The sequence below is a fragment of the Dongia sp. genome, assembly GCF_041905885.1.
Taxonomy (GTDB): domain Bacteria; phylum Pseudomonadota; class Alphaproteobacteria; order Dongiales; family Dongiaceae; genus Dongia.
On the sequence record NZ_JAYRKD010000012.1, the window covers coordinates 126,778 to 146,025 of the forward strand.

22 protein-coding genes and 1 tRNA gene are annotated in these 19,248 nt (G+C 66.0%); 16 read left to right on the plus strand and 7 right to left on the minus strand.

Going from position 1 to position 19,248, the window contains the following annotated elements:
- The first annotated feature begins 5 nt into the window (after positions 1 to 5).
- The 8 genes from rpmF to ACH2CY_RS14380 all read left to right on the plus strand — a co-directional run bounded on the left by rpmF (position 6) and on the right by ACH2CY_RS14380 (position 4,697).
- A complete protein-coding gene (gene rpmF / locus ACH2CY_RS14345) occupies positions 6 to 197 on the plus strand; it encodes a 50S ribosomal protein L32 (RefSeq protein ID WP_395019954.1) in 192 nt (63 codons plus the stop codon).
- Positions 198 to 237: 40 nt separating this feature from the next.
- A complete protein-coding gene (gene plsX / locus ACH2CY_RS14350; RefSeq protein WP_395019955.1) occupies positions 238 to 1,281 on the plus strand; it encodes a phosphate acyltransferase PlsX in 1,044 nt (347 codons plus the stop codon).
- Between the two features lie 16 nt (positions 1,282 to 1,297).
- The gene (locus ACH2CY_RS14355; protein ID WP_395019956.1) at positions 1,298 to 2,269 is read left to right on the plus strand and encodes a beta-ketoacyl-ACP synthase III; all 972 of its coding nucleotides are present in this window, start codon (positions 1,298 to 1,300) and stop codon (positions 2,267 to 2,269) included.
- 127 nt (positions 2,270 to 2,396) lie between these two features.
- Positions 2,397 to 2,705 (plus strand): integration host factor subunit alpha, encoded by a 309-nt coding sequence (locus ACH2CY_RS14360; RefSeq protein ID WP_395019958.1) that lies wholly within the window; start codon positions 2,397 to 2,399, stop codon positions 2,703 to 2,705.
- Complete coding sequence (locus ACH2CY_RS14365) at positions 2,702 to 3,220, plus strand: MerR family transcriptional regulator (protein WP_395019960.1); 519 nt, start codon at positions 2,702 to 2,704, stop codon at positions 3,218 to 3,220. Before ACH2CY_RS14360 ends, ACH2CY_RS14365 begins: the two co-directional genes overlap by 4 nt.
- Before the next feature lie 84 nt (positions 3,221 to 3,304).
- A tRNA-Pro gene (locus ACH2CY_RS14370) sits at positions 3,305 to 3,381 on the plus strand.
- A gap of 241 nt (positions 3,382 to 3,622) precedes the next feature.
- The gene (locus ACH2CY_RS14375) at positions 3,623 to 3,916 is read left to right on the plus strand and encodes a hypothetical protein (RefSeq protein WP_395019961.1); all 294 of its coding nucleotides are present in this window, start codon (positions 3,623 to 3,625) and stop codon (positions 3,914 to 3,916) included.
- A gap of 154 nt (positions 3,917 to 4,070) precedes the next feature.
- Positions 4,071 to 4,697 carry a class I SAM-dependent methyltransferase gene (locus tag ACH2CY_RS14380; RefSeq protein ID WP_395019963.1) on the plus strand — a complete coding sequence of 209 codons (627 nt, stop codon included), beginning with the start codon at positions 4,071 to 4,073 and terminating at the stop codon, positions 4,695 to 4,697.
- On the opposite strand, the gene ACH2CY_RS14385 is transcribed toward ACH2CY_RS14380, so the two are convergent.
- Positions 4,694 to 5,518, minus strand: a complete 825-nt coding sequence (locus ACH2CY_RS14385; protein ID WP_395019964.1) for a FecR domain-containing protein — start codon at positions 5,516 to 5,518, stop codon at positions 4,694 to 4,696. The two genes, ACH2CY_RS14380 and ACH2CY_RS14385, sit on opposite strands and share 4 nt — an antisense overlap.
- A 127-nt stretch (positions 5,519 to 5,645) precedes the next feature.
- Positions 5,646 to 7,634, minus strand: a complete 1,989-nt coding sequence (gene parE, locus ACH2CY_RS14390; protein ID WP_395019965.1) for a DNA topoisomerase IV subunit B — start codon at positions 7,632 to 7,634, stop codon at positions 5,646 to 5,648.
- Between the two features lie 308 nt (positions 7,635 to 7,942).
- On the opposite strand from parE, the gene pseB reads away from it, so the two are divergent.
- The 4 genes from pseB to ACH2CY_RS14410 all read left to right on the plus strand — a co-directional run bounded on the left by pseB (position 7,943) and on the right by ACH2CY_RS14410 (position 11,752).
- Positions 7,943 to 8,965: a UDP-N-acetylglucosamine 4,6-dehydratase (inverting) gene (gene pseB, locus ACH2CY_RS14395; protein WP_395019966.1), complete on the plus strand. Its 1,023-nt coding sequence runs from the start codon at positions 7,943 to 7,945 to the stop codon at positions 8,963 to 8,965.
- Positions 8,962 to 10,167 carry a UDP-4-amino-4,6-dideoxy-N-acetyl-beta-L-altrosamine transaminase gene (gene pseC, locus ACH2CY_RS14400; RefSeq protein WP_395019967.1) on the plus strand — a complete coding sequence of 402 codons (1,206 nt, stop codon included), beginning with the start codon at positions 8,962 to 8,964 and terminating at the stop codon, positions 10,165 to 10,167. Before pseB ends, pseC begins: the two co-directional genes overlap by 4 nt.
- Before the next feature lie 40 nt (positions 10,168 to 10,207).
- Positions 10,208 to 10,624, plus strand: coding sequence for a large conductance mechanosensitive channel protein MscL (mscL, locus tag ACH2CY_RS14405; RefSeq protein WP_395019969.1), 417 nt, complete (start codon positions 10,208 to 10,210; stop codon positions 10,622 to 10,624).
- 126 nt (positions 10,625 to 10,750) lie between these two features.
- Entirely contained in the window at positions 10,751 to 11,752 is a 1,002-nt protein-coding gene (locus ACH2CY_RS14410; protein WP_395019970.1) for a 4-hydroxyproline epimerase, read from the plus strand.
- 131 nt (positions 11,753 to 11,883) lie between these two features.
- On the opposite strand, the gene ACH2CY_RS14415 is transcribed toward ACH2CY_RS14410, so the two are convergent.
- Together ACH2CY_RS14415 and ACH2CY_RS14420 are read right to left on the minus strand one after the other, a co-directional pair.
- Complete coding sequence (locus tag ACH2CY_RS14415) at positions 11,884 to 12,231, minus strand: hypothetical protein (protein WP_395019971.1); 348 nt, start codon at positions 12,229 to 12,231, stop codon at positions 11,884 to 11,886.
- On the minus strand, positions 12,228 to 13,454 hold the full coding sequence (locus ACH2CY_RS14420) for an NAD(P)/FAD-dependent oxidoreductase (RefSeq protein ID WP_395019972.1): 1,227 nt from the start codon (positions 13,452 to 13,454) through the stop codon (positions 12,228 to 12,230). The genes ACH2CY_RS14415 and ACH2CY_RS14420 overlap by 4 nt, the downstream gene beginning before the upstream one ends.
- A gap of 81 nt (positions 13,455 to 13,535) precedes the next feature.
- Here ACH2CY_RS14420 and upp point away from each other — a divergent pair, with 81 nt between their 5' ends.
- Complete coding sequence (upp, locus tag ACH2CY_RS14425) at positions 13,536 to 14,189, plus strand: uracil phosphoribosyltransferase (protein ID WP_395019973.1); 654 nt, start codon at positions 13,536 to 13,538, stop codon at positions 14,187 to 14,189.
- 8 nt (positions 14,190 to 14,197) lie between these two features.
- Entirely contained in the window at positions 14,198 to 14,842 is a 645-nt protein-coding gene (locus ACH2CY_RS14430; protein WP_395019974.1) for a hypothetical protein, read from the plus strand.
- On the opposite strand, the gene ACH2CY_RS14435 is transcribed toward ACH2CY_RS14430, so the two are convergent.
- Complete coding sequence (locus tag ACH2CY_RS14435; RefSeq protein ID WP_395019975.1) at positions 14,843 to 15,571, minus strand: substrate-binding periplasmic protein; 729 nt, start codon at positions 15,569 to 15,571, stop codon at positions 14,843 to 14,845.
- A complete protein-coding gene (gene trmFO, locus ACH2CY_RS14440; protein ID WP_395019976.1) occupies positions 15,568 to 16,980 on the minus strand; it encodes a methylenetetrahydrofolate--tRNA-(uracil(54)-C(5))-methyltransferase (FADH(2)-oxidizing) TrmFO in 1,413 nt (470 codons plus the stop codon). The genes ACH2CY_RS14435 and trmFO overlap by 4 nt, the downstream gene beginning before the upstream one ends.
- Before the next feature lie 171 nt (positions 16,981 to 17,151).
- Between trmFO and ACH2CY_RS14445 the strand changes: the two genes are divergently transcribed.
- Positions 17,152 to 17,430: a PilZ domain-containing protein gene (locus ACH2CY_RS14445; RefSeq protein WP_395019983.1), complete on the plus strand. Its 279-nt coding sequence runs from the start codon at positions 17,152 to 17,154 to the stop codon at positions 17,428 to 17,430.
- Positions 17,431 to 17,533: 103 nt separating this feature from the next.
- Here ACH2CY_RS14445 and ACH2CY_RS14450 read toward each other — a convergent pair whose 3' ends face one another.
- The gene (locus ACH2CY_RS14450) at positions 17,534 to 18,172 is read right to left on the minus strand and encodes a glutathione S-transferase family protein (protein WP_395019977.1); all 639 of its coding nucleotides are present in this window, start codon (positions 18,170 to 18,172) and stop codon (positions 17,534 to 17,536) included.
- A 62-nt stretch (positions 18,173 to 18,234) separates the two neighbouring features.
- On the opposite strand from ACH2CY_RS14450, the gene ACH2CY_RS14455 reads away from it, so the two are divergent.
- Positions 18,235 to 19,104 (plus strand): class I SAM-dependent methyltransferase, encoded by an 870-nt coding sequence (locus ACH2CY_RS14455; protein WP_395019978.1) that lies wholly within the window; start codon positions 18,235 to 18,237, stop codon positions 19,102 to 19,104.
- Positions 19,105 to 19,248: the final 144 nt, after the last annotated feature.

Below are 19,248 nucleotides of genomic sequence, written 5' to 3' on the forward strand. Positions count from 1 at the left end.
CAATCATGGCAGTTCCCAAGAAGAAGGTCTCCAAGTCGCGGCGCGACATGCGGCGGAGCCATCATGCGTTGAAGGTCGTGGCGTCGTTGGAATGCCCGAACTGCGGCGAGCTGAAGCGTCCGCATCATGTCTGTGGTTCCTGCGGCCACTACGACAAGCGCGAAGTCGTCGCCAGCGCGGAGTCCAGCGCCGCCTGATCGCGCGTGCTATCGTGCGCCCAGGGAGGAGTGAACGCTCTTGAGCGCCAGCCTGGCGATTTCACTGGATGCGATGGGCGGCGACAACGCGCCGGAAATGGTGGTGCGCGGCGCGGATATCGCGCGGCGCCGCTTTCCGCAGTGCAAGTTCCTGTTCTTCGGAGACGAGGCGAAGGTCCGGCCGCTGCTGGATTCGCTGCCTGAGCTTAAGAAGGTCTCGACGCTGCGCCACACCGTCTCCGTCGTCACCATGGACGACAAGCCGAGCCAGGCCCTGCGGTCCGGCCGCGGCAGCTCCATGCGCCTTGCGATCGACGCCGTGCATAACGGCGAAGCCGGCGCCGTCGTCTCGGCGGGGAACACCGGCGCCCTGATGGCGATGGCGAAATTCGTGCTGAAGACCATGCCGGGCATCGACCGTCCGGCGATCGCCTCGTTCTTCCCGACCCTGCGCTCCGAGAGCGTGATGCTCGATCTCGGCGCCAACGTGCAATGCGATGCCGACAACCTGGTCCAGTTCGCGGTGATGGGCAACGTCTTCGCGCGCACCGTGCTCGGCGTGCGCGAGCCGACCATGGGCCTCTTGAACGTCGGCGCCGAGGAATTGAAGGGCCATGACGCGGTCAAGGTCGCGCACGGGATTCTGCGGCAGGCGACCCTGCCCGGCAAGTTCGTCGGTTTCGTCGAGGGCGACGACATCACCCGCGGCACGGTCGATGTCATTGTCACCGACGGCTTCACCGGCAATGTCGCGCTGAAGAGCATCGAGGGCGCGGTGAAGCTCTACAGCCATTTCCTGCGCCAGACCTTCAAGAGCTCATGGATGGCGGGTTTGGGCTACCTGCTGGCGCGGCCGGCGATGAACGCCCTGCGTGCGCGGGTGGATCCTCGGCGCTACAATGGCGCCATCTTCATGGGCTTGAACGGAGTCTGTGTGAAGAGCCACGGCGGCACGGATGCGTTCGGCTTCGCCAATGCGATCGGTGTTGCTGTCGACATGCTGACCAATGGCACGATCGAGAAGATGCGCCACGACTTCGCCAACATGACCGCTTCCACCGGCCCTCAGGCGGCGGCGCTCTAACAAGGACATTTCATCCATGAGACGCTCGGTCGGTCTTGCCGTCGGCGCTTATCTGCCGAAGACCGTCGTCACCAATGACGAGCTCTCGAAGCGCGTCGATACCACCGACGAGTGGATCCGCCAGCGCACCGGGATCACCCAGCGCCATGTCGCCGCCGAAGGCGAGACGACCTCCGATCTCGCGGTGAAGGCAGCCGAGCAGGCGCTGCATTCGGCCGGGCTGCGCGGCGCCGACATCGGCGCCATCATCCTCGCGACCGCGACGCCCGACCATACCTTCCCGGCCACCGCTACGCGGGTGCAGCACCGGATCGGCATGAAGGGCGGCTTCGCCATGGACGTGCAGGCGGTCTGCTCCGGCTTCGTCTATGCGCTCGCGGTCGCCGACAATTTCATCAAGGCCGGCCAGGTGAAGCGTGCGCTGGTGATCGGCGCGGAGACCTTCTCCCGCATCCTCGACTGGAAGGACCGCAATACCTGCGTTCTGTTCGGCGACGGCGCCGGCGCGCTGATCCTGGAAGCGGCCGAAGGGCAGGGGACCTCGGCCGATCGCGGCGTGCTCTGCACCCATCTCTTTTCCGACGGCGCCCATTACGAGCAGCTCTATGTCGATGGCGGGCCGTCCTCGACCCAGACCACCGGCGTCGTGCAGATGAACGGCAAGGAAGTCTTCCGCCATGCGGTCGTGAACCTGGCCGCGGCGGTCGATGCGGCGATCGCTTCGACCGGCATCACGGCCGAGGAGATCGACTGGCTGGTGCCGCACCAGGCGAATCGGCGGATCATGGACGGGATGGCGCACCGCCTGAAACTGCCGCCGGAGAAGGTGGTCTACACGATCGACCGCCATGCCAATACCTCGGCGGCCTCGGTGCCGCTGGCCCTGGCTGAAGCTGTCACCGACGGCCGGATTCAGCGTGGGCAGATGGTCCTGATGGAGGCCATGGGCGGCGGCTTCACCTGGGGTTCGGCGCTGCTGCGCTGGTAGTAACCATGACGAACCAAGTTTCGTCGTAACGTCCCTCTCTAATTGACTGATTTCAGAGGAATCGATAGGCTTTTCCATCAGCCGACCACGGGCGTCGACCGGACGCCGGTTCAGCGAGAGGCGAGCCATGAAGGGCAATACAGTCACCCGCGCGCACTTGGCCGAGGCGGTCTACCAGGAGGTAGGCCTGTCCCGGAACGAGTCGGCCGAACTGGTCGATAGCGTGCTCAACGAGATTTCCGACGCGCTGGCCAAGGGCGAGAGTGTCAAGATTTCGTCATTCGGCAGCTTCCTGGTCCGCATGAAGGGCGAGCGCATCGGCCGCAACCCGAAGACCGGCGAGGAAGTGCCGATCAAGCCGCGCCGGGTCCTGGTGTTCCGCTCCTCGCATGTCCTCAAGGACCGGGTGAACAAGGGCTCGGGTAATCCGGCATGAGCGCCCAACGGGCTCGCGCGCCGCAAGCGCAGCAACCGGCCGACCGCCGTCCCGCACCGCGCCGGGCTGAGAAGTCCGCGACCGCCTTCCGCACCATCAGCGAGGTCGCCGACGACCTCGAAGTTCCGCAGCACGTGCTCAGGTTCTGGGAGACCAAGTTTCCTCAAATCCGCCCGATGAAACGGGGGGGCGGCCGGCGCTATTACCGGCCGGAGGATATCGACCTTCTGCGCGCCATCCGCGACCTGCTCTACGAGCAGGGCTACACGATCAAGGGCGTCCAGAAGCTGATGCGCGAGGGCGGCCTGAAGATCGGCGAGGAAGGCCTGGTCGAGACGCCGGCCGAAGCCGAGGTTGCCGAGCCGGCCGCCGGCAGCGTCGCGCACGCCGCTTCCGAGGATCTGCCGCTGTTCCGCACCAGCATGGACGACGGCCAGCTCCGCGAAATCCGCGGCATCGCCGCCGAGCTCTCCGAGCTCCGCGACCGCCTGCGCAAGGCCATCGACGGCCGCTAAAGCTAACTGGCTTGCACCAGCGTCAGGCGGTGGATATATAGCCGCCAGCGCTGGCCTCCCTGCGAGACCGGCGCGCCCCAAGGTCGGAGTGTAGCGCAGCCTGGTAGCGCATCAGTCTGGGGGACTGGGGGTCGTGGGTTCAAATCCCGCCACTCCGACCATTTCGCCCAATTCGGGTCCGAGGCCCAATTAATCACGAATTTTCGCGATATTCGTGATAAAAGCTCTATTGCACACACGATGATATAGAAATGCTGCACTGCACACCATGTTGCAGCGGCCCGATCCGTGCTTATCTTGTCATCATATGCCCCGAAACCTGTCTGGAGTCGGCGGCATGAAGCATCGGAAATCTGAAGCCTGAAGAGCAGTGTTATGGTCGATCAAAGCGCAGCCCCTGAAATGTCCGAAAACGGTGACGGTGTGCCCGTCTCGGCCGACCCGGATACGATCAGCCTGCAGCTCGGCGACCTGCTGCCGGACAGCGCCGGCAACATCGTCATCGAGTATGACGGCGGCAACCTGGCGGTCGAGTTGATGACCGATCAGTCCGTGGTCGAGCACGGCGTCGCGGTCGAGGCGGTCGACGCCAATGGCGGCGATCTGTCCGGGATGGCCTATTTCGCCTTCGGCGGCGGCATCACGGTCTATTTCCCGACCGACATCAGCGTCCACATCGTCCCGCCGGTCGCCTGAAGCGCCGCGGCGCTTCGCCAATCCACCTGGCATCTCCTGTTGAGAGATAAGTTGGTGCTGCGGACCCGCTTGGTGTAACCCGTCCTCTATGGGAATGATCAAGCGCTGGCTGCGGACGCGCCGCAGAACACGGAAGAAGGAGGCGCGCCGGGCCATGCCCGCCGTGGCCGCGGCCATCGACCTCGGCTGGGAGAGTTCGGGCGGCCTGGAGCGGCGTTCCTACCCGAGCTACGAGCTCTATGCCGAGCATCAGAAGGCCAAGCTCGGCGACAAGCGCGGCCTGGCCTTCTATGACCCCCGCCTGATCGAGGCGTTGCAGCCGCGCCTCGCCGCCTTGGCCCTGAAACCGGCCAGCGCCGTGCTTTGCCTCGGCGCGCGCAGCGGCGCGGAATGCAAGGCCTTCATCGCCCTCGGCCATTTCGCGATCGGCATCGATCTCAATCCCGGCCAGGAGAATCGCTACGTCATGGTCGGCGATTTCCATGACCTGCAGTTTGCCGATGCCTCGGTGGACGTGATCTACACCAACGCGCTTGATCATGCTTTCGATCTGCCGCGAATCCTCGCCGAGGTGCGGCGCGTGCTGAAGCCGGACGGGCGATTCATCGCCGATCTGGTCGATCCGGGCGAGCGCGGCCCCGGTGATTTCGAATCGATCTGGTGGTCCAGCATCGATGCCGTCATCGCCGAAATCGCGAAGGGCGGATTCAGCCTTGTCTTGCGCAGCGGCTTCGAGACGCCCTGGCGCGGCGTCCAGGCAGTGTTCGCGCCTTCCGCCTAGTTCCCGGTCATGCCGCCGCCGCCATACCCGCCGCCGGTGCCCTTGCCGCCCGGGTTCTTAGTGGCGCGGGTTGGCGGGGTGGGCTGGGTCGGCGTCGTCGGGGTGATGGTGGGGAGCGGGATCAGCGGCACGCTCGGCGTCGTGCTGGAGGGCGGCGTGCTGTTGTTCATGGCGGTGTCGTCGGTCGCGTCCAGCACGGGTTTGAGCAGCGCCGGGGTGGTCGGCTGCACCGCGGAGAACATGCCGCTCGCGTCGATCGAGCCCCATTGGCCGGTGTTGACCAGGACCGGCGGCTGGTCGCCCATGCCGCCGAACGCGACCGTGCCGTTCAGCACATAGAGGGTCATCACCGCCTGCTGGAAGGCCACGATCCACTTGGTGCCGCGCACCGCCGAATAGCCGGTGGCGGTCTTGATCTGGTAGTCGAACTTGCTCTCGCCGGATTTCGCCGCCGCGGCGTTGACGATGCCTTCCAGCACGGTCAGCACCACGGTCCGCGACTTGTTGGTGGCATCGACCGCGAAGATATCGACCGAGAGCTTGGTATTCTCGCCCAGCGCCAGGATCGAACCGTCGACGAAGCGGAGCCGCAGGCGCGCGCCCGGTCCGGTCTTGATCACGTCGCCGAGCTGCACCGCGGTGCCCTGGGAGCAGGTCATGTCGCTGCCGTCGCGGGTGATGCGGATGTCGCCGCGGGTCTTCACCGCCTGCGCCACGAAGGCGGCGGCGAAGGCATCCTCGGCAACGAAGATCATGGAGATGCAGAAGACCGCGGCGACCAGGAGCCGCCCGGCGGCATGCAGGTTGTGCTGACGACTCATCTGAAGCCCCGACCCTCCAGCGCTTTCAGTCTATTCCGTCAGACGCTACGGGCGCCAGGGGCGTTCAGATGCCCCCTGAGGCCTCGGGTGTGCGGATCGTCACGACACCCCGTCGACCCGCAGCGGATTACACATCCAGGTCCTGGGCGAACTGCGCATTTTCCTGGATATACTGGAAGCGCAATTCGGGTTTCCGTCCCATCAACCGCTCGACCAGGTCCGCGGTCTCCCGCGCCTCGGCGCGTTCCTCTTCGTTGTAGCGATGCGGCATCCGGACCCGGAGCAGGGTGCGCTTCTCGGGATCCATGGTGGTTTCCTTGAGCTGGCTCGCCGGCATCTCGCCCAGGCCCTTGAAGCGGCTGACCTCGACCTTGCCCTTGCCGGTGAACTCGGCCTTCATCAGTTCGTCGCGATGCGCGTCGTCCCGGGCATAGGCGACCTTGCCGCCCTGGCTCAAGCGATAGAGCGGCGGCTGGGCGAGATAGAGCTTGCCGTGCTCGATGAGGCCCGGCATCTCGCGATAGAAGAAGGTCATCAGCAGCGAGGCGATATGCGCGCCGTCGACATCGGCGTCGGTCATGATGACGACCTTGTCGTAGCGCAGCCGGTCGAGATTGAACTTGTCCCGCGTGCCGCAGCCCAGCGCCTGGATGAGATCCACCAGCTCCTGGTTGCCGGAGAGTTTGTCGGCCGAGGCCGAGGCGACGTTGAGGATCTTGCCGCGCAGCGGCAGCACCGCCTGGGTCTCGCGGTCGCGCGCCTGCTTGGCCGATCCGCCGGCGGAATCGCCTTCGACCAGGAAGAGCTCGGTGCCTTCCTGCGAATCCTTCGAGCAGTCGGCGAGCTTGCCGGGCAGCCGCAGCTTCCGGGTCGCGGTCTTGCGCGAGAGCTCCTTGTCCTGGCGCTTGCGGAGCCGCTCTTCCGCGACCTCGATCACCCGCTCCAGGAGGTCGCGGGCCCGGCCGGTATCGCCGGAGAGCCAATGGTCGAAGTGGTCCTTGATCGTGGTATCGACCAGCCGCGTCGCCTCGGCCGTCGCCAGCTTCTCCTTGGTCTGGCCCTGGAACTGCGGGTCGCGGATGAAGACCGAGAGCAGCATCGCCGCACCGCCGGTCACGTCCTCGGCGGTGATGATCGAGGTCTTACGGTTGCCGATCAGCTCGCCATAGGCCCGCAAGCCGCGGGAGAGGGCGCTGCGCAAGCCCGCTTCATGGGTGCCGCCTTCCGGTGTTGGCACCGTGTTGCAATAGGAGTTGAGGAACCCGTCGCCATCGACCGGCCAGGCGATCGCCCATTCGGCGCGGCCCTGGCTGTCGGGAAACTCCGCCTGACCCGAGAACGGCGTCGACGTCACCATCTTGCGGCCGTTGATGGTCGAGGTGAGATAGTCGCCGAGACCGCCGGGGAAATGCAGCGTATCGGTCGCCGGCGTGTCGTCGCCTTCGGTGATCAGCGTGGGATCGCAGGACCAGCGGATCTCGACCCCGCGGAACAGATAGGCCTTGGACCGGCACATCCGATAGAGGCGGGCGGCCTTGAAATGCGCCTGCTTGCCGAAGATCTCCGGATCGGCGTGGAACCTCACCGTGGTGCCACGGCGGTTGACCGCGCCGGTATTCTTCAGCTTCCCCTGGGGTGCGCCGCGCTTGTAGTGCTGCACATGGAGCTGCTTGTCGCGCGCGATCTCGACCGTGAGATCGTCCGAAAGCGCATTGACCACCGAGAGACCGACGCCGTGCAAGCCGCCCGAGGTCTGGTAGACCTTGCCGGAGAACTTGCCGCCGGAATGCAAGGTGGTGAGGATCACCTCCAGCGCCGACTTGTTCTTGTATTTGGGATGCGGGTCGATCGGGATGCCGCGGCCGTTGTCGCGGATGGTCACGTACATGTCCGCGCTGAGCTCGACCTCGATCCGGCTGGCATGGCCGGCGACCGCCTCGTCCATCGAGTTGTCGAGCACCTCGGCCACCAGGTGGTGCAGCGCCCGCTCGTCGGTGCCGCCGATATACATGCCCGGCCGCCGGCGGACCGGCTCCAGCCCTTCCAGGACCTCGATGTCCTTGGCCGAATAATCGCCGCCCTTCTTGGGCGCGTTCTCAAACAGGTCGTTGCTCATACTGCGCTTGGTTCTTCGCTGTAATCGTTAACGCTTGAGGGGGAGTGATAGCCCCTCAACCGCCCGGTCGCAATCGGAAAGCCATGCCGCAAAGTCTCAGGTAAGTTACTGTATTTAAAAAATAATATAGTGAATATTGCACGCGGTCGCCGGGCCGGCTGCAAGTGTAGCAAGCCGACTCGGGCGGCTGCGAGCGATCCCATTCTCGCCCGTCGGGCGCGGGGATCGGTTGCGGCAGCGCCTCGAATTGACGCCCCGCGGGAAAGGCTGATAAGCACCGCAGCCAAAGACATTTGGGGAATAACGCGTTGTTCGATTTTCTGGAGCCGCGGGCACAGCTCGACGGGCACAGCATCCTGGTCACCGGCGGCACCGGTTCCTTCGGCAAGCGGTTCATCAAGACCGTGGTCGAGCGCTACAAGCCCGCGCGCCTGATCGTCTACAGCCGCGACGAGCTGAAGCAATACGAGATGGGCCTGGAGCTGCCGGTCGCGAAATACCCGGCCTTGCGCTACTTCATCGGCGACGTCCGCGATTCCGGCCGCCTGGAGATGGCGATGCGCGGGGTCGATCTGGTGATCCACGCCGCCGCGCTGAAGCAAGTGCCGACCGCCGAATACAACCCGTTCGAATGCATCGCCACCAACGTCCATGGCGCGGAGAACGTGGTCAACGCCTCGATCCGTGCCGGGGTGAAGCGCGTGGTGGCGCTCTCGACCGACAAGGCGGCCAACCCGATCAATCTCTACGGCGCCTCCAAGCTCGCCTCGGACAAGATCTTCATCGCCGCCAACCACTTGGCCGGCGCCGACGGCTGCCGCTTCGGCGTGGTGCGCTACGGCAACGTCATCGGCTCGCGCGGCAGCGTCATTCCGCTGTTCCGCCGCCTCGTTGCGGAAGGTGCCAAGGAGCTGCCGATCACCGACGAGCGGATGACGCGGTTTCTCATCACCCTGCAGCAGGGCGTGAACTTCGTGCTCTCCTCGATGTCGCTGATGCGCGGCGGCGAGATCTTCGTGCCGAAGATCCCGAGCATGAAAATGACCGACCTCGCCATGGCGATCGGCCCGAACTGCAAGACCAAGGTGATCGGCATCCGCCCGGGCGAGAAGCTCCACGAGGTGATGATCACCGAAGAGGACGCCTGGACCACCTACGAGCTGCCCGACCGTTATGTGATCGAGCCCTCGCATATCCATTGGGAAGCCAAGCGCCCGGCGATCCCGGATGCGAAGCAGGTCACCGAGGGCTTCCGCTACGACAGCCGGAACAACTCCGAATGGATGCCGGCCGCGAGCCTTGCCGAGATCCTGCAGACGGAACCGGCGTGAGCACGCCCTTCCTGCCCTACGGACGGCAGGATATCGACGCGGGTGATCTCGCCGCCGTCGCCGCGGCGCTGCAATCCGACTACCTGACCACCGGCCCGCTGGTCGGCGCCTTCGAGACCGCCTTCGCCGAGACCGTCGGCGCGCGCCATGCCGTGATCAGCAACAGCGGCACCGCTGCCTTGCATCTCGCTTGTATCGCGCTGGATCTCGGTCCCGGCGACAGCGTGGTCGTGCCGGCGATCACCTTCCTCGCCACCGCCAATGCCGCGCGCTTCTGCGGCGCCGAGGTGGTCTTCGCCGATGTCGATCCCGAGACCGGGCGGCTCACGGCTGAGACTTTCCAGGCGGCGCTCGACCGGCATCCCAACGCCGCGGTCCGCGCCGTGCTGCCGGTCCATCTCAACGGCCATTGCGTCGACATGCCGGCGATCCGCGCCATCGCCGAGTCGCGCGGCATCGCGGTCATCGAGGATGCCTGCCACGCGGTCGGCGGGCGTCACCAGGCCGGCAACAACTCGCTGGCCCCGGTCGGTTCCTGTGCGCTCTCGGAACTCGCCTGTTTCTCGCTCCACCCGGTGAAGACCATCACCAGCGGGGAAGGGGGCGTCACCACCACCAACAACGAAGCTGCCTATAAGCGTATGCTCTCCTTTCGCACCCACGGCATGGTGCGCGACCCGGCGGAGTTCCTGCAGCCCGATCTCGGCCTCGATGCCGAGGGCGCGGCGAACCCCTGGTATTACGAGATGCAGGCGTTGGGCTACAACTACCGGATCACCGACTTCGCCTGCGCGCTGGGCCTGAGCCAGCTGAAGCGCCTCGATGGATACGCCAAGCGCCGGAAGGAACTCGCCGCGCGCTACGACAGGTTGCTGCCGCCGCTCGCCCCGGTGATCCGGCCGGTCCCGCCCGCGCCCGGCGACGACCCGGTCCTGCATCTCTATGCCGTGCTGATCGATTTCGCCGCGATCGGCCGCAGCCGAGCCCAGGTGATGAAGGACCTGAAAGCCGCCGGTATCGGCAGCATGGTCCATTACATCCCGGTCAACCGGCAGCCCTATTACCGCCAGCGCTATGGCGCCAGCCGACTGCCCGGCGCCGACGCTTATTACGAGCGGGTCCTCTCGATTCCCCTCTACCCGACCATGCAGGACGGCGACGTCGACCGCGTGGTCGGCGCCTTGCAAGCCTTGATTCCCTGACATAGCCTTCGGGCAGGAACAAGAACCCAGGGGGACGGCCATGCTGAAGGAATTCCGTGACTTCGCGATGCGGGGCAATGTCATCGACCTCGCCTTCGGCGTGATCATCGGCGTCGCCTTCGGCGCCATCGTCACCTCGCTGGTCAACGACATCATCATGCCGCCGATCGGCTTCATCATGGGTGGGCTCGACTTCTCGAACCACTTCATCGACCTGACCGAGCCCGGCACCACGCTGACACTCGCCGCCGCCAAGGAGGCGAAGCACGCGGTCATCGCCTACGGCGCCTTCATCAACACGATCATCAACTTCCTGATCATCGCCTTCGCGCTGTTCATGGTGGTGAAGCAGATCAACCGCTTCAAGAAGAAGGAAGAAGCCGCGGCACCCGCCGGCCCGACCCCGACCGAAGCCCTGCTCACCGAAATCCGCGACGAACTGAGGAAAGGCCGCTAACCTTATGATCGTCATGGTACGCGAAGGCGTACCATCCACGAGTTTGTATCCGCCGCACGAAAGAAACTCGTGGATCCTCCGCCTTCGCGGAGGATGACGAGTGAAAAATTGCAAGGACAGAGCAAATTGGCCAAGCACACCTTCTCCTGCATCGACGCCCATACCTGCGGCAACCCGGTCCGTGTCGTCTCCGGCGGCGGGCCGCAGCTCCAGGGCGCCAGCATGAGCGAGCGCCGGCAGCATTTCCTCAAAGAGTTCGACTGGATCCGCACCGGCCTGATGTTCGAGCCGCGCGGCCATGACATGATGTCGGGCAGCATCCTCTACACGCCGACCCGCGAGGACTGCGACGTCGGCATCCTGTTCATCGAGACCTCGGGCTGCCTGCCGATGTGCGGCCACGGCACCATCGGCACCGTCACGGTCGCGATCGAGAACGGGTTGGTGAAGCCGAAGACCCCCGGCACGCTGCGGCTCGAAACGCCCGCGGGCCTGGTGATCGCCGAATACAACCAGGTCGGCGAGTATGTGGAATCGGTGCGGCTTACCAACGTCCCGGCCTTCCTGCATTCGGAAGGCCTGGAGATCGACTGCCCGGACTTGGGGCCGATCAAGGTCGACGTCGCCTATGGCGGCAACTTCTATGCGATCGTCGAGCCGCAGGCGAATTACCGCGACATGGCGGATTTCACCGCCGGCGATCTGGTGCGCATGAGCCCGATCCTCAGGAAGCGCATGAACGAGAGATACAGCTTCCAGCACCCCGAGAACCCGACCATCAAGGGCCTCTCGCACATCCTCTGGACCGGTGCGCCGAAGCATCCCGAGGCCGACGCCCGCAACGCCGTCTTCTACGGTGACAAGGCGATCGACCGCTCGCCCTGCGGCACCGGCACCTCGGCGCGCATGGCCCAGCTTTCGGCCAAGGGCAAGCTCAAGGTCGGCGACAGTTTCGTGCACGAGAGCATCATCGGCAGCCTCTTCAAAGGCCGGGTGGTGAAAGAGGCCAAGGTCGGCAACCACGCCGCCATCATCCCCTCGATCGAAGGCTGGGCCCGCGTCACCGGGTACAACACCATCTTCATCGACGACCGCGACCCGTATAAGCACGGCTTCGTGGTGCAGTGACGATTTCATTCATCGAATGAAATCGTCATGGTATGCAAAGGCATACCATCCACGAGTTTGCATCCGCTGCACGATAGTACTCGTGGATGGTCCGCCTTCGCGGACCATGACGATGCATTGGTGCTAGCAGCTCAAGCACACGGATGCATCTCCGACAGGACCCTCTCGATGACCGGGCCGAGTTCCTCGTCCTGGGCCTCGGGATGGGCGCGGATCCAGTCCATCACCGCATAGGTATCGGAGAGATCGTCGGAGGCGACCGGCGAGCAGACTCTGGATCCCGCGAGCCGCGTGCGCTCGGCGCCGATCACGATCACGCAGAAGGTGCGATCCGGGCCAGCGTCGGCCAGGCAGGCCCGCGCCGGGGGAGCGCCGTCCGCGAAAGGCGCATGGACGCGCGGCGACGCCTGTCGGTCCGCGCAGGCGGCCAGGATCAGCATCGTCGCGGCCAGGCCGGCCAGAGAATAGTTGGCTTTCAAGCATTCCCCCTGTTGGACTGTAACGCGCACCATGCGGCGGCGCCATCCGCCGCAACGGCCGCCGAGCTCATGCAAGCCTGCAGGAGATAGCCCCCGGTCGGCGCCTCCCAGTCCAGCATCTCGCCGGCGACGAACACCCCCGGGACGGCGCGCAGCATCAGGTGGTTGTCCACGGCATCGAAAGCCACGCCACCGGCCGAAGAGATCGCCTCGGCGATCGGGCGTGTCCCATCAACCTTCAGCGGCAGCGCCTTGATCAGCGCCGCCAGCGCTCCGGGATCGTCCGGCACGGTCTCCTTCACCTCCCGCAGCAGGGAATAGGCGATGGGCGAGAGCTTGATCTCCGCCGTCAGCCAGGCGGAGAGCGAGCGGCCGCGGCGCCGCTCCGCCAATCGCCGCGCCAGCGCCTCGACATTGAGCTGCGGCTTGAGGTCGAGCATCAGCACCGCGGGCAGTCGGTCCCGCAGGCCGGCGCTGATCGCATAGACCGCGCCGCCTTCGATGCCATGGCGGGTCACGACCATTTCGCCCGGCACCGGTTCGCCGCCGTCGAGCGACAGCGCGATGTTCTTCAAAGGCTGCCCCGCCGCGCGGTCGCGGAAATGCGCCGACCACGCGACCTCGAAGCCGCAATTGGCCGGCTTCAGCGGTGCAATCGCCACCCCGCGCGCGCCGAGTATCGCCGCCCAGCCGGCATCCGAACCGAGCTTCGGCCAGCTCGCGCCGCCCAGCGCCAGCACGGTTGCCCGTGCGGCGACGGTGCTGACCTCGCCCTCGAACCGCAGGCGATCGCCCTCGAAGCCACGCCAGCGGTGCCGCAGCCGGAACTCGACCCCAGCCTCATTCAGCCGCCGCAGCCAGTTCCGCAGCAACCCGCTCGCCTTCATCGCCTTGGGGAAAACCCGGCCCGAGCTGCCGACGAAAGTTGCCGCACCCAACCCGTCCGCCCAGCTTCGCAGGTCGTCCGGCGAGAACCGCGCGAGCCAGGGCGCCACCTGCGCCGCCCGGTCGCCATACCGCGCGACAAACTGCGGCAAGGGCTCGGAATGCGTCAGGTTCAGCCCGCCGCGGCCGGCCATCAGGAATTTCCGCCCCGGCGTCGCCATGGCGTCGAACAGCGTGACCTTCAACCCGCGTGCCGACAGGCGCTCGGCCGCCATCAGCCCGGCCGGGCCGGCGCCGATGACGGCGATCTCTGTGGATATCTCGGGTGCGCCGGCCATGCCGCAAGCTAGCGGCGTTGCGGCCGCCCGTCGATCTCCCTAATCTCCGCCTCAATACCCCGAGAAACGACAGGGACGCGCATGGCCAGCCCGCATCCGGACTTCCCCCATCTTTATGTGCTCGACCACCCGCTGATCCAGCACAAGCTCAGCATCATGCGCGACAAGACCACCTCGACCACGTCCTTCCGCCAGCTCCTGAAGGAGATCGCGCTGCTGATGGGCTATGAGCTCACCCGCAACCTGCCGATGACCACCAAGGAGATCGAGACCCCGATCACCACCTTCCACGCCCCGACCATCGCCGGCCGCAAGATCGCGGTGGTGCCGATCCTGCGCGCCGGCCTTGGCATGGCGGATGGCCTTTTGGATCTGATCCCGGCGGCGCGCATGGGCCATATCGGCCTCTACCGCGACCACGACACCAAGCGTCCGGTCGAGTATTTCGTGAAACTGCCCGATCCCGAGGGCCGGATCTTCATCCTGGTCGATCCGATGCTGGCGACCGGCCATTCCGCTTCCGCAGCGGTCGATGTGCTGAACAAGCGCGGCGTTTCCGACGACAACATCCGCTTCATGGCCCTGGTGGCGGCGCCGGAAGGCGTGCGGGTGTTGGCCAAGGCGCATCCGACCATCCCGGTCTATGTCGCCGCCCTGGATTCCCATCTCAACGAGAATGCCTATATCGTGCCGGGATTGGGCGACGCCGGCGACCGGCTGTTCGGCACGAAGTAGGGGCTTGCATGCGCTGGGTCTGGATCATCTGCGTATCGGCTGTCTTGCTGGCCGGCTGTCAGCAGCCCGGCGGCGGGACCGGGATCCAGTCGGCCACCGCCAAGGGTGAAGAACGGCGATTCTTCGAGCCCGAGTTCGACGCCGTGCTCGATCAGGTTCTGGTGGACCTGATCAGGGCCTGTACCCCGAGCTCCGCGGATGAAGACCGGTTGAACGCCTGCTTGCGCGGCCATTTTGCCGAGGCCTTCGACGACAGCCGGCAGGGCCGGCGCGAATGCGATTACCACAGCGAAGTGGCGAAGTTCATGGGCTGCGTCGCCTTCGGCAACACGCTGCTCGAGATCCGCCATCGGCTGTCCGACGACAGCCCGGTCCCGTCCGCCTTCTGGCGGGAGGACGAGGCGATGATCGAAGCGCTCACCAACACGATCGTCGCCCGGGGCATCGATCACTGCGGCCTGTCCAATGGCGGCGATCAGCTTGAAAGCTGCGTCATGAGCTGGTTCGAGCAGGAGCTCGACCTGCCGGACACCCTGGCCCGGCGCTGCGAAGACCAGTCCGATGAAAAGGACCGCTACATCTGCTTCATCGAGGGCGTGATGGTGCAGTACATGCAGGATCACGTGGCGCGCCTGGGCGCGATCAACACTTGATCAGGGAAGCGGCGGGATCGCCTGGTTGATCCGCGCGATCAGCTCGTCCGGCACCGACTTTGCGCACATCAGGTAGCGGAACTCGCCGGCCGGCGGGTTGGCGAGGTGGAAGATCGCGAGCCCGGCATCGGCGAAGTCGCTCTGTGAGAGCAGGTCTTTCGCTTCCTCCTCGGCCATGATCATGTAGTCGACCCGCTCGCGGCTGACCATGCCCAGCATGATGCGGTTGTCGCTCGCATCGGCGCGGGATTTGGGCTTCTGGTCGGCGATCTTCTTGTCGATCTCGGCGCCGTAGGAATAGCCGGTCTTGGTCAGCAGGGTCAGCGACTTGTCGGCGAACAGCGCGTCGATGCCGGGCGTGCCGGCGAAGCGTTGGTCGTTGGCGCGCGCGACCACGATGGTCGGCAGGTCGCGGTAGATCGCGGCGGTGAATTTCGCAAAAGCCTCGCGCTCCGGGCGCTTGAACCAGCCGAGGCCGCAGGCCTGGCTTTCGTTGCGCTTCAGCACTTCCATCTGCCGGGCGCTCGGCAGCTCCTCCCAGCGATAGGCGATGCCGGCCTTCGACATCGCCTGGTTGACGATGTCCGCCGTGATGCCCTTCACGCCGCCGTCCGCCTGCTTGGCGGAGTAGGGCGGGCGCTGGTGGAAGTAGAGGACCAGATCGTCGGCCGCGGCGCTGCCCGCCAGCGCGGCAAAGCAAACCAGCAGGGCGAGGAGGCCGCGGATCACGAGGCGGCGGCCAGCGGCTCGGGGTCGGTGATGCCGAGCCGCCCCTTCCAGCCGGCGAGATCGTCGAGGGCCCGCCGCGCGAGCGCGGGCTTTCGTTCGGCACGCCATTGCTTCTCCTGCGCGCGGGTCAGGCCGGCGGGGGCGGGCAGCTCGGGAAACAGGCCGAAATTGACGTTCATCGGCTGGAAGGTCTTGGCGTCGGCCGCGCCGGTGATGTGGTCCAGCAGCGCGCCCAAGGCCGTGGTCGCCGGCGGCGCCTCGCTGGCGATCCCGCGCCGCTGGCGCGCCGCGAACTGCCCGGCCAGCAGGCCGATGGCGGCGCTCTCGACATAGCCCTCGACCCCGGTCACCTGGCCGGCGAAGCGCAGGCGCGGCTGCTGCTTCAATCTGAGATCGCGGTCGAGCAGCCGCGGGCTGTTGATGAAGGTGTTGCGGTGCAGGCCGCCCAGCCGCGCGAACTCGGCGCGCTCGAGGCCCGGGATCATGCGGAAGATCCGCGCCTGCTCGCCATGCTTCAGCTTGGTCTGGAAGCCGACCATGTTGTAGAGCGAGCCCAGCGCGTTGTCCTGGCGGAGCTGCACCACGGCATGCGGCCGCCGCCCGGTCTTCGGGTCGGTCAAGCCCACCGGCTTCATCGGCCCGAAGCAGAGCGTGCGCGGACCGCGCTCGGCCATCACCTCGATCGGCAGGCAGCCCTCGAAATAGGGCGTCGACTTTTCCCATTCCTTGAAGTCGGTCTTCTCGCCCGCCAGCAGCGCGGCATGGAAGGCGTCATACTCGGCGCGGCTCAAGGGGCAGTTGATGTAATCGGCGCCGTCGCCTTCCGGTCCCACGCGGTCATAGCGCGACTGGAACCAGGCTTTGTCGAAGTCGATGCTGTCCTTATGCACGATCGGCGCGATCGCGTCGAAGAAGGAGAGGGCGGTCTCGCCGGTGAGATCCAGGATCGCCTGGGCGAGGTCGGGGGAGGTCAGCGGCCCGGTCGCGATGATCACGTTGTCCCACTCGGTCGGCGGGATGCCGGCGACTTCCTCGCGGCGGATCTCGATCGCCGGGTGCTGGGTGAGGCGCGCGGTGATCTCGGCGGCGAAGCCGTCGCGGTCGACCGCCAGCGCGCCGCCCGCCGGCAGCTTGTGCCGGTCGGCGGCGGCGAGGATCAGCGAGCCCATCCGCCGCATTTCCTCATGCAGCAGCCCGACCGCGTTGTTCAGCGCGTCGTCGGAGCGGAAGGAATTGGAGCAGACCAGCTCGGCCAGGGATTCGGTCTTGTGGGCGTCGGTGCGCCGGACCGGCCGCATCTCGTGCAGGATGACCGGGACGCCCAGCGCGGCCGCCTGCCAGGCCGCCTCGGCGCCGGCCAGGCCGCCGCCGACGATGTGGATAGGGCGGGTTTTACTCGTTTCACGCATTGCATTTACCATTGGTCTTGGCGCTAGAATATCAGGCCCGGATACCACAGCCGACGGGAATCAGAAGTCCCCTGCGGCAATCGGCCCTCAAGGATGGATTTTGAGGGTTTCTGAGGTTCCGGGGATCAAGATGCCGCTGGGGAGCGGCCAGGGAGGGGATGCGTGCCAACAGTGGAATCCGACCGGCGTCGCGCGAAACGGGCAGGAGCCAGCCCGCGCCGTTCGAACAGCCGCTCGAAAACCTTGAAGAGCGCCAAGATCGTCTTCAACAAGAACCAGAGTGTCATCGACTGCTTCGTGCGCGATCTCTCGCCGACCGGCGCCAAGCTGAAGCTGGGCGACCTGGTGCCGATCCCCAAGACCTTCGTCCTCGAGCTGCACGACGGCACCCGCTACAACTGCGAGCGCGTCCGCTCGATGGGGCAAGAGGTCGGCGTCCGGTTCTTGTAAGTAGAACCGCAACAGCCTCTTCACAAGAGTCCCTTCCCCCAAGATGGGGGAAGGCCAGGAAGGGGGTTGATGGTAGAGCGACCCTCGTTGCGTTGGCCCAAGCCTACGCCGTCTGCTCGATCCCCTGGTCCTTCAGCATCTTCGCATAGGCCGGCAGCGCCAGGCAGTGCTGCACCAGGCGCTTGATCTCGCGATGGTGGACCGCCGGCTTCTCCATCTTGCGGGTCCAGCGCGCCATCATCGCCAGATAGATGTCGCAGGCATAGAAGTTCTTGCCGCAGAGCCAGGGCCCTGACCGCGCCAGCACGCCGTCCAGGAAGCCGAACATCTCATCGACCCGCTGCTCGGCCTTGGCCGAGAGCTGCGCCTGCTGGTCGACGCCGTCGATGAAATAGTTGCCGTGCCAGTAATGCATCAGCGCTTCCTGCAGCGTGTTGGTCTGGTAGGCCATCCATTGCAGGAACAGGCCGCGGTCGGGATGCCCCGGCGCCGGGGCGAGGCCCGCTTCCGGATGCCGCTCCGTCAGGAACAGGCAGATCGCGGCGCTCTCGTACATCACCTGGGCGCCGTCATAGACCAGGGTCGGGACCCGCCCATGCGGGTTCAAGCGCATGTATTCGGCACTCTTCTGCTCGTTCTTGTCGTCATCGACCTTGATCAGCTCATGCTTCACATTGAGCGCGTTCAGGATCGCCTGGGGCGCCATCGCCGCGCTGCCCGGTGCCCAGTAGAGCTTGTACATCCGTCTCCCCCGTGTTGAGATTCGTTCCGTCGGCTCCTCCATAGCACAGGGATCCTGTCATCATGAGTCAGGAAGCTAACCGCCGCCCCGGCCTAACCGGCCCCGACCAGATCGAATACTGGAACAGCGAAGCCGGCCGGGCCTGGACCGCCCGCCAGCATTCCTGGGACACCGCCATGAAGCCCTTCTCCGACGCCGCCCTGATCCGCGCCGCGGTGGCGCCGGGCGAGCGTGTGATCGACATCGGCTGCGGCTGCGGCGCGACCTCGCTGCAGCTGGCCGAGCTGGTCGGCCCCAAGGGCAAGGTGCTGGGCGTCGATGTCTCGAAGCCGATGCTCGACCGCGCCAAGCAGCGCGGCGCCGGCAACCCGGTCCTCTCCTTCGCCGAGGCCGACGCCACCACCTATGCCTTCGAGCGCGGTGCGGCCGATCTCCTGTTCTCGCGCCATGGCGTCATGTTCTTCACCGAGCCCGAGCGCGCCTTCGCCAACCTGCGCAGCGCGCTGAAACCAACCGGCCGCCTGGCCTTCTCCTGCTTCCGCTCGCCGAAGGAGAACGGCCTCATCACCACCATCCTCAACAGCGTGACGCCCTTCGTGCCGCCGATGCCGAAGACGGAGCCGGACGATCCCGGCCCCTTCGCCTTCCAGGACCCGGAGCGGGTGAAGCGCATCCTCGGCGCCGCCGGCTTCAAGTCGGTGGCGCTGGAGCCGGTCGACGTCCAGTCCGACATCAGCAACGGCAAGGGTATGGAGGAGGCGCTGGTCAACGCCATGGAAATCGGCCCCGCCAGCCGCGCCCTGCAAGGCGCGGCGCCGGCGGTGAAGGCGCAAGCCGAAGCCGCCTTGCGCGCCGCCTTCACGCCCTTGCAGAAGGACGGCAAAGTCCTGCTCGGCGCGGGCCTGTGGATCGTGACGGCGCGGAACGGCTGAGGCTGCTGCGGGCTAGCTGTCGTTGCCAAGCAGGTTGTTCAGTCGGTGAGCTGGGGGAGCGGCCATGATCCCGGCATGGGGTCGGTGGTGATTGTACCAATGTAGCCAGCCAGGCATGTCGGAGCAGCGATCGGCTGAAGAAGC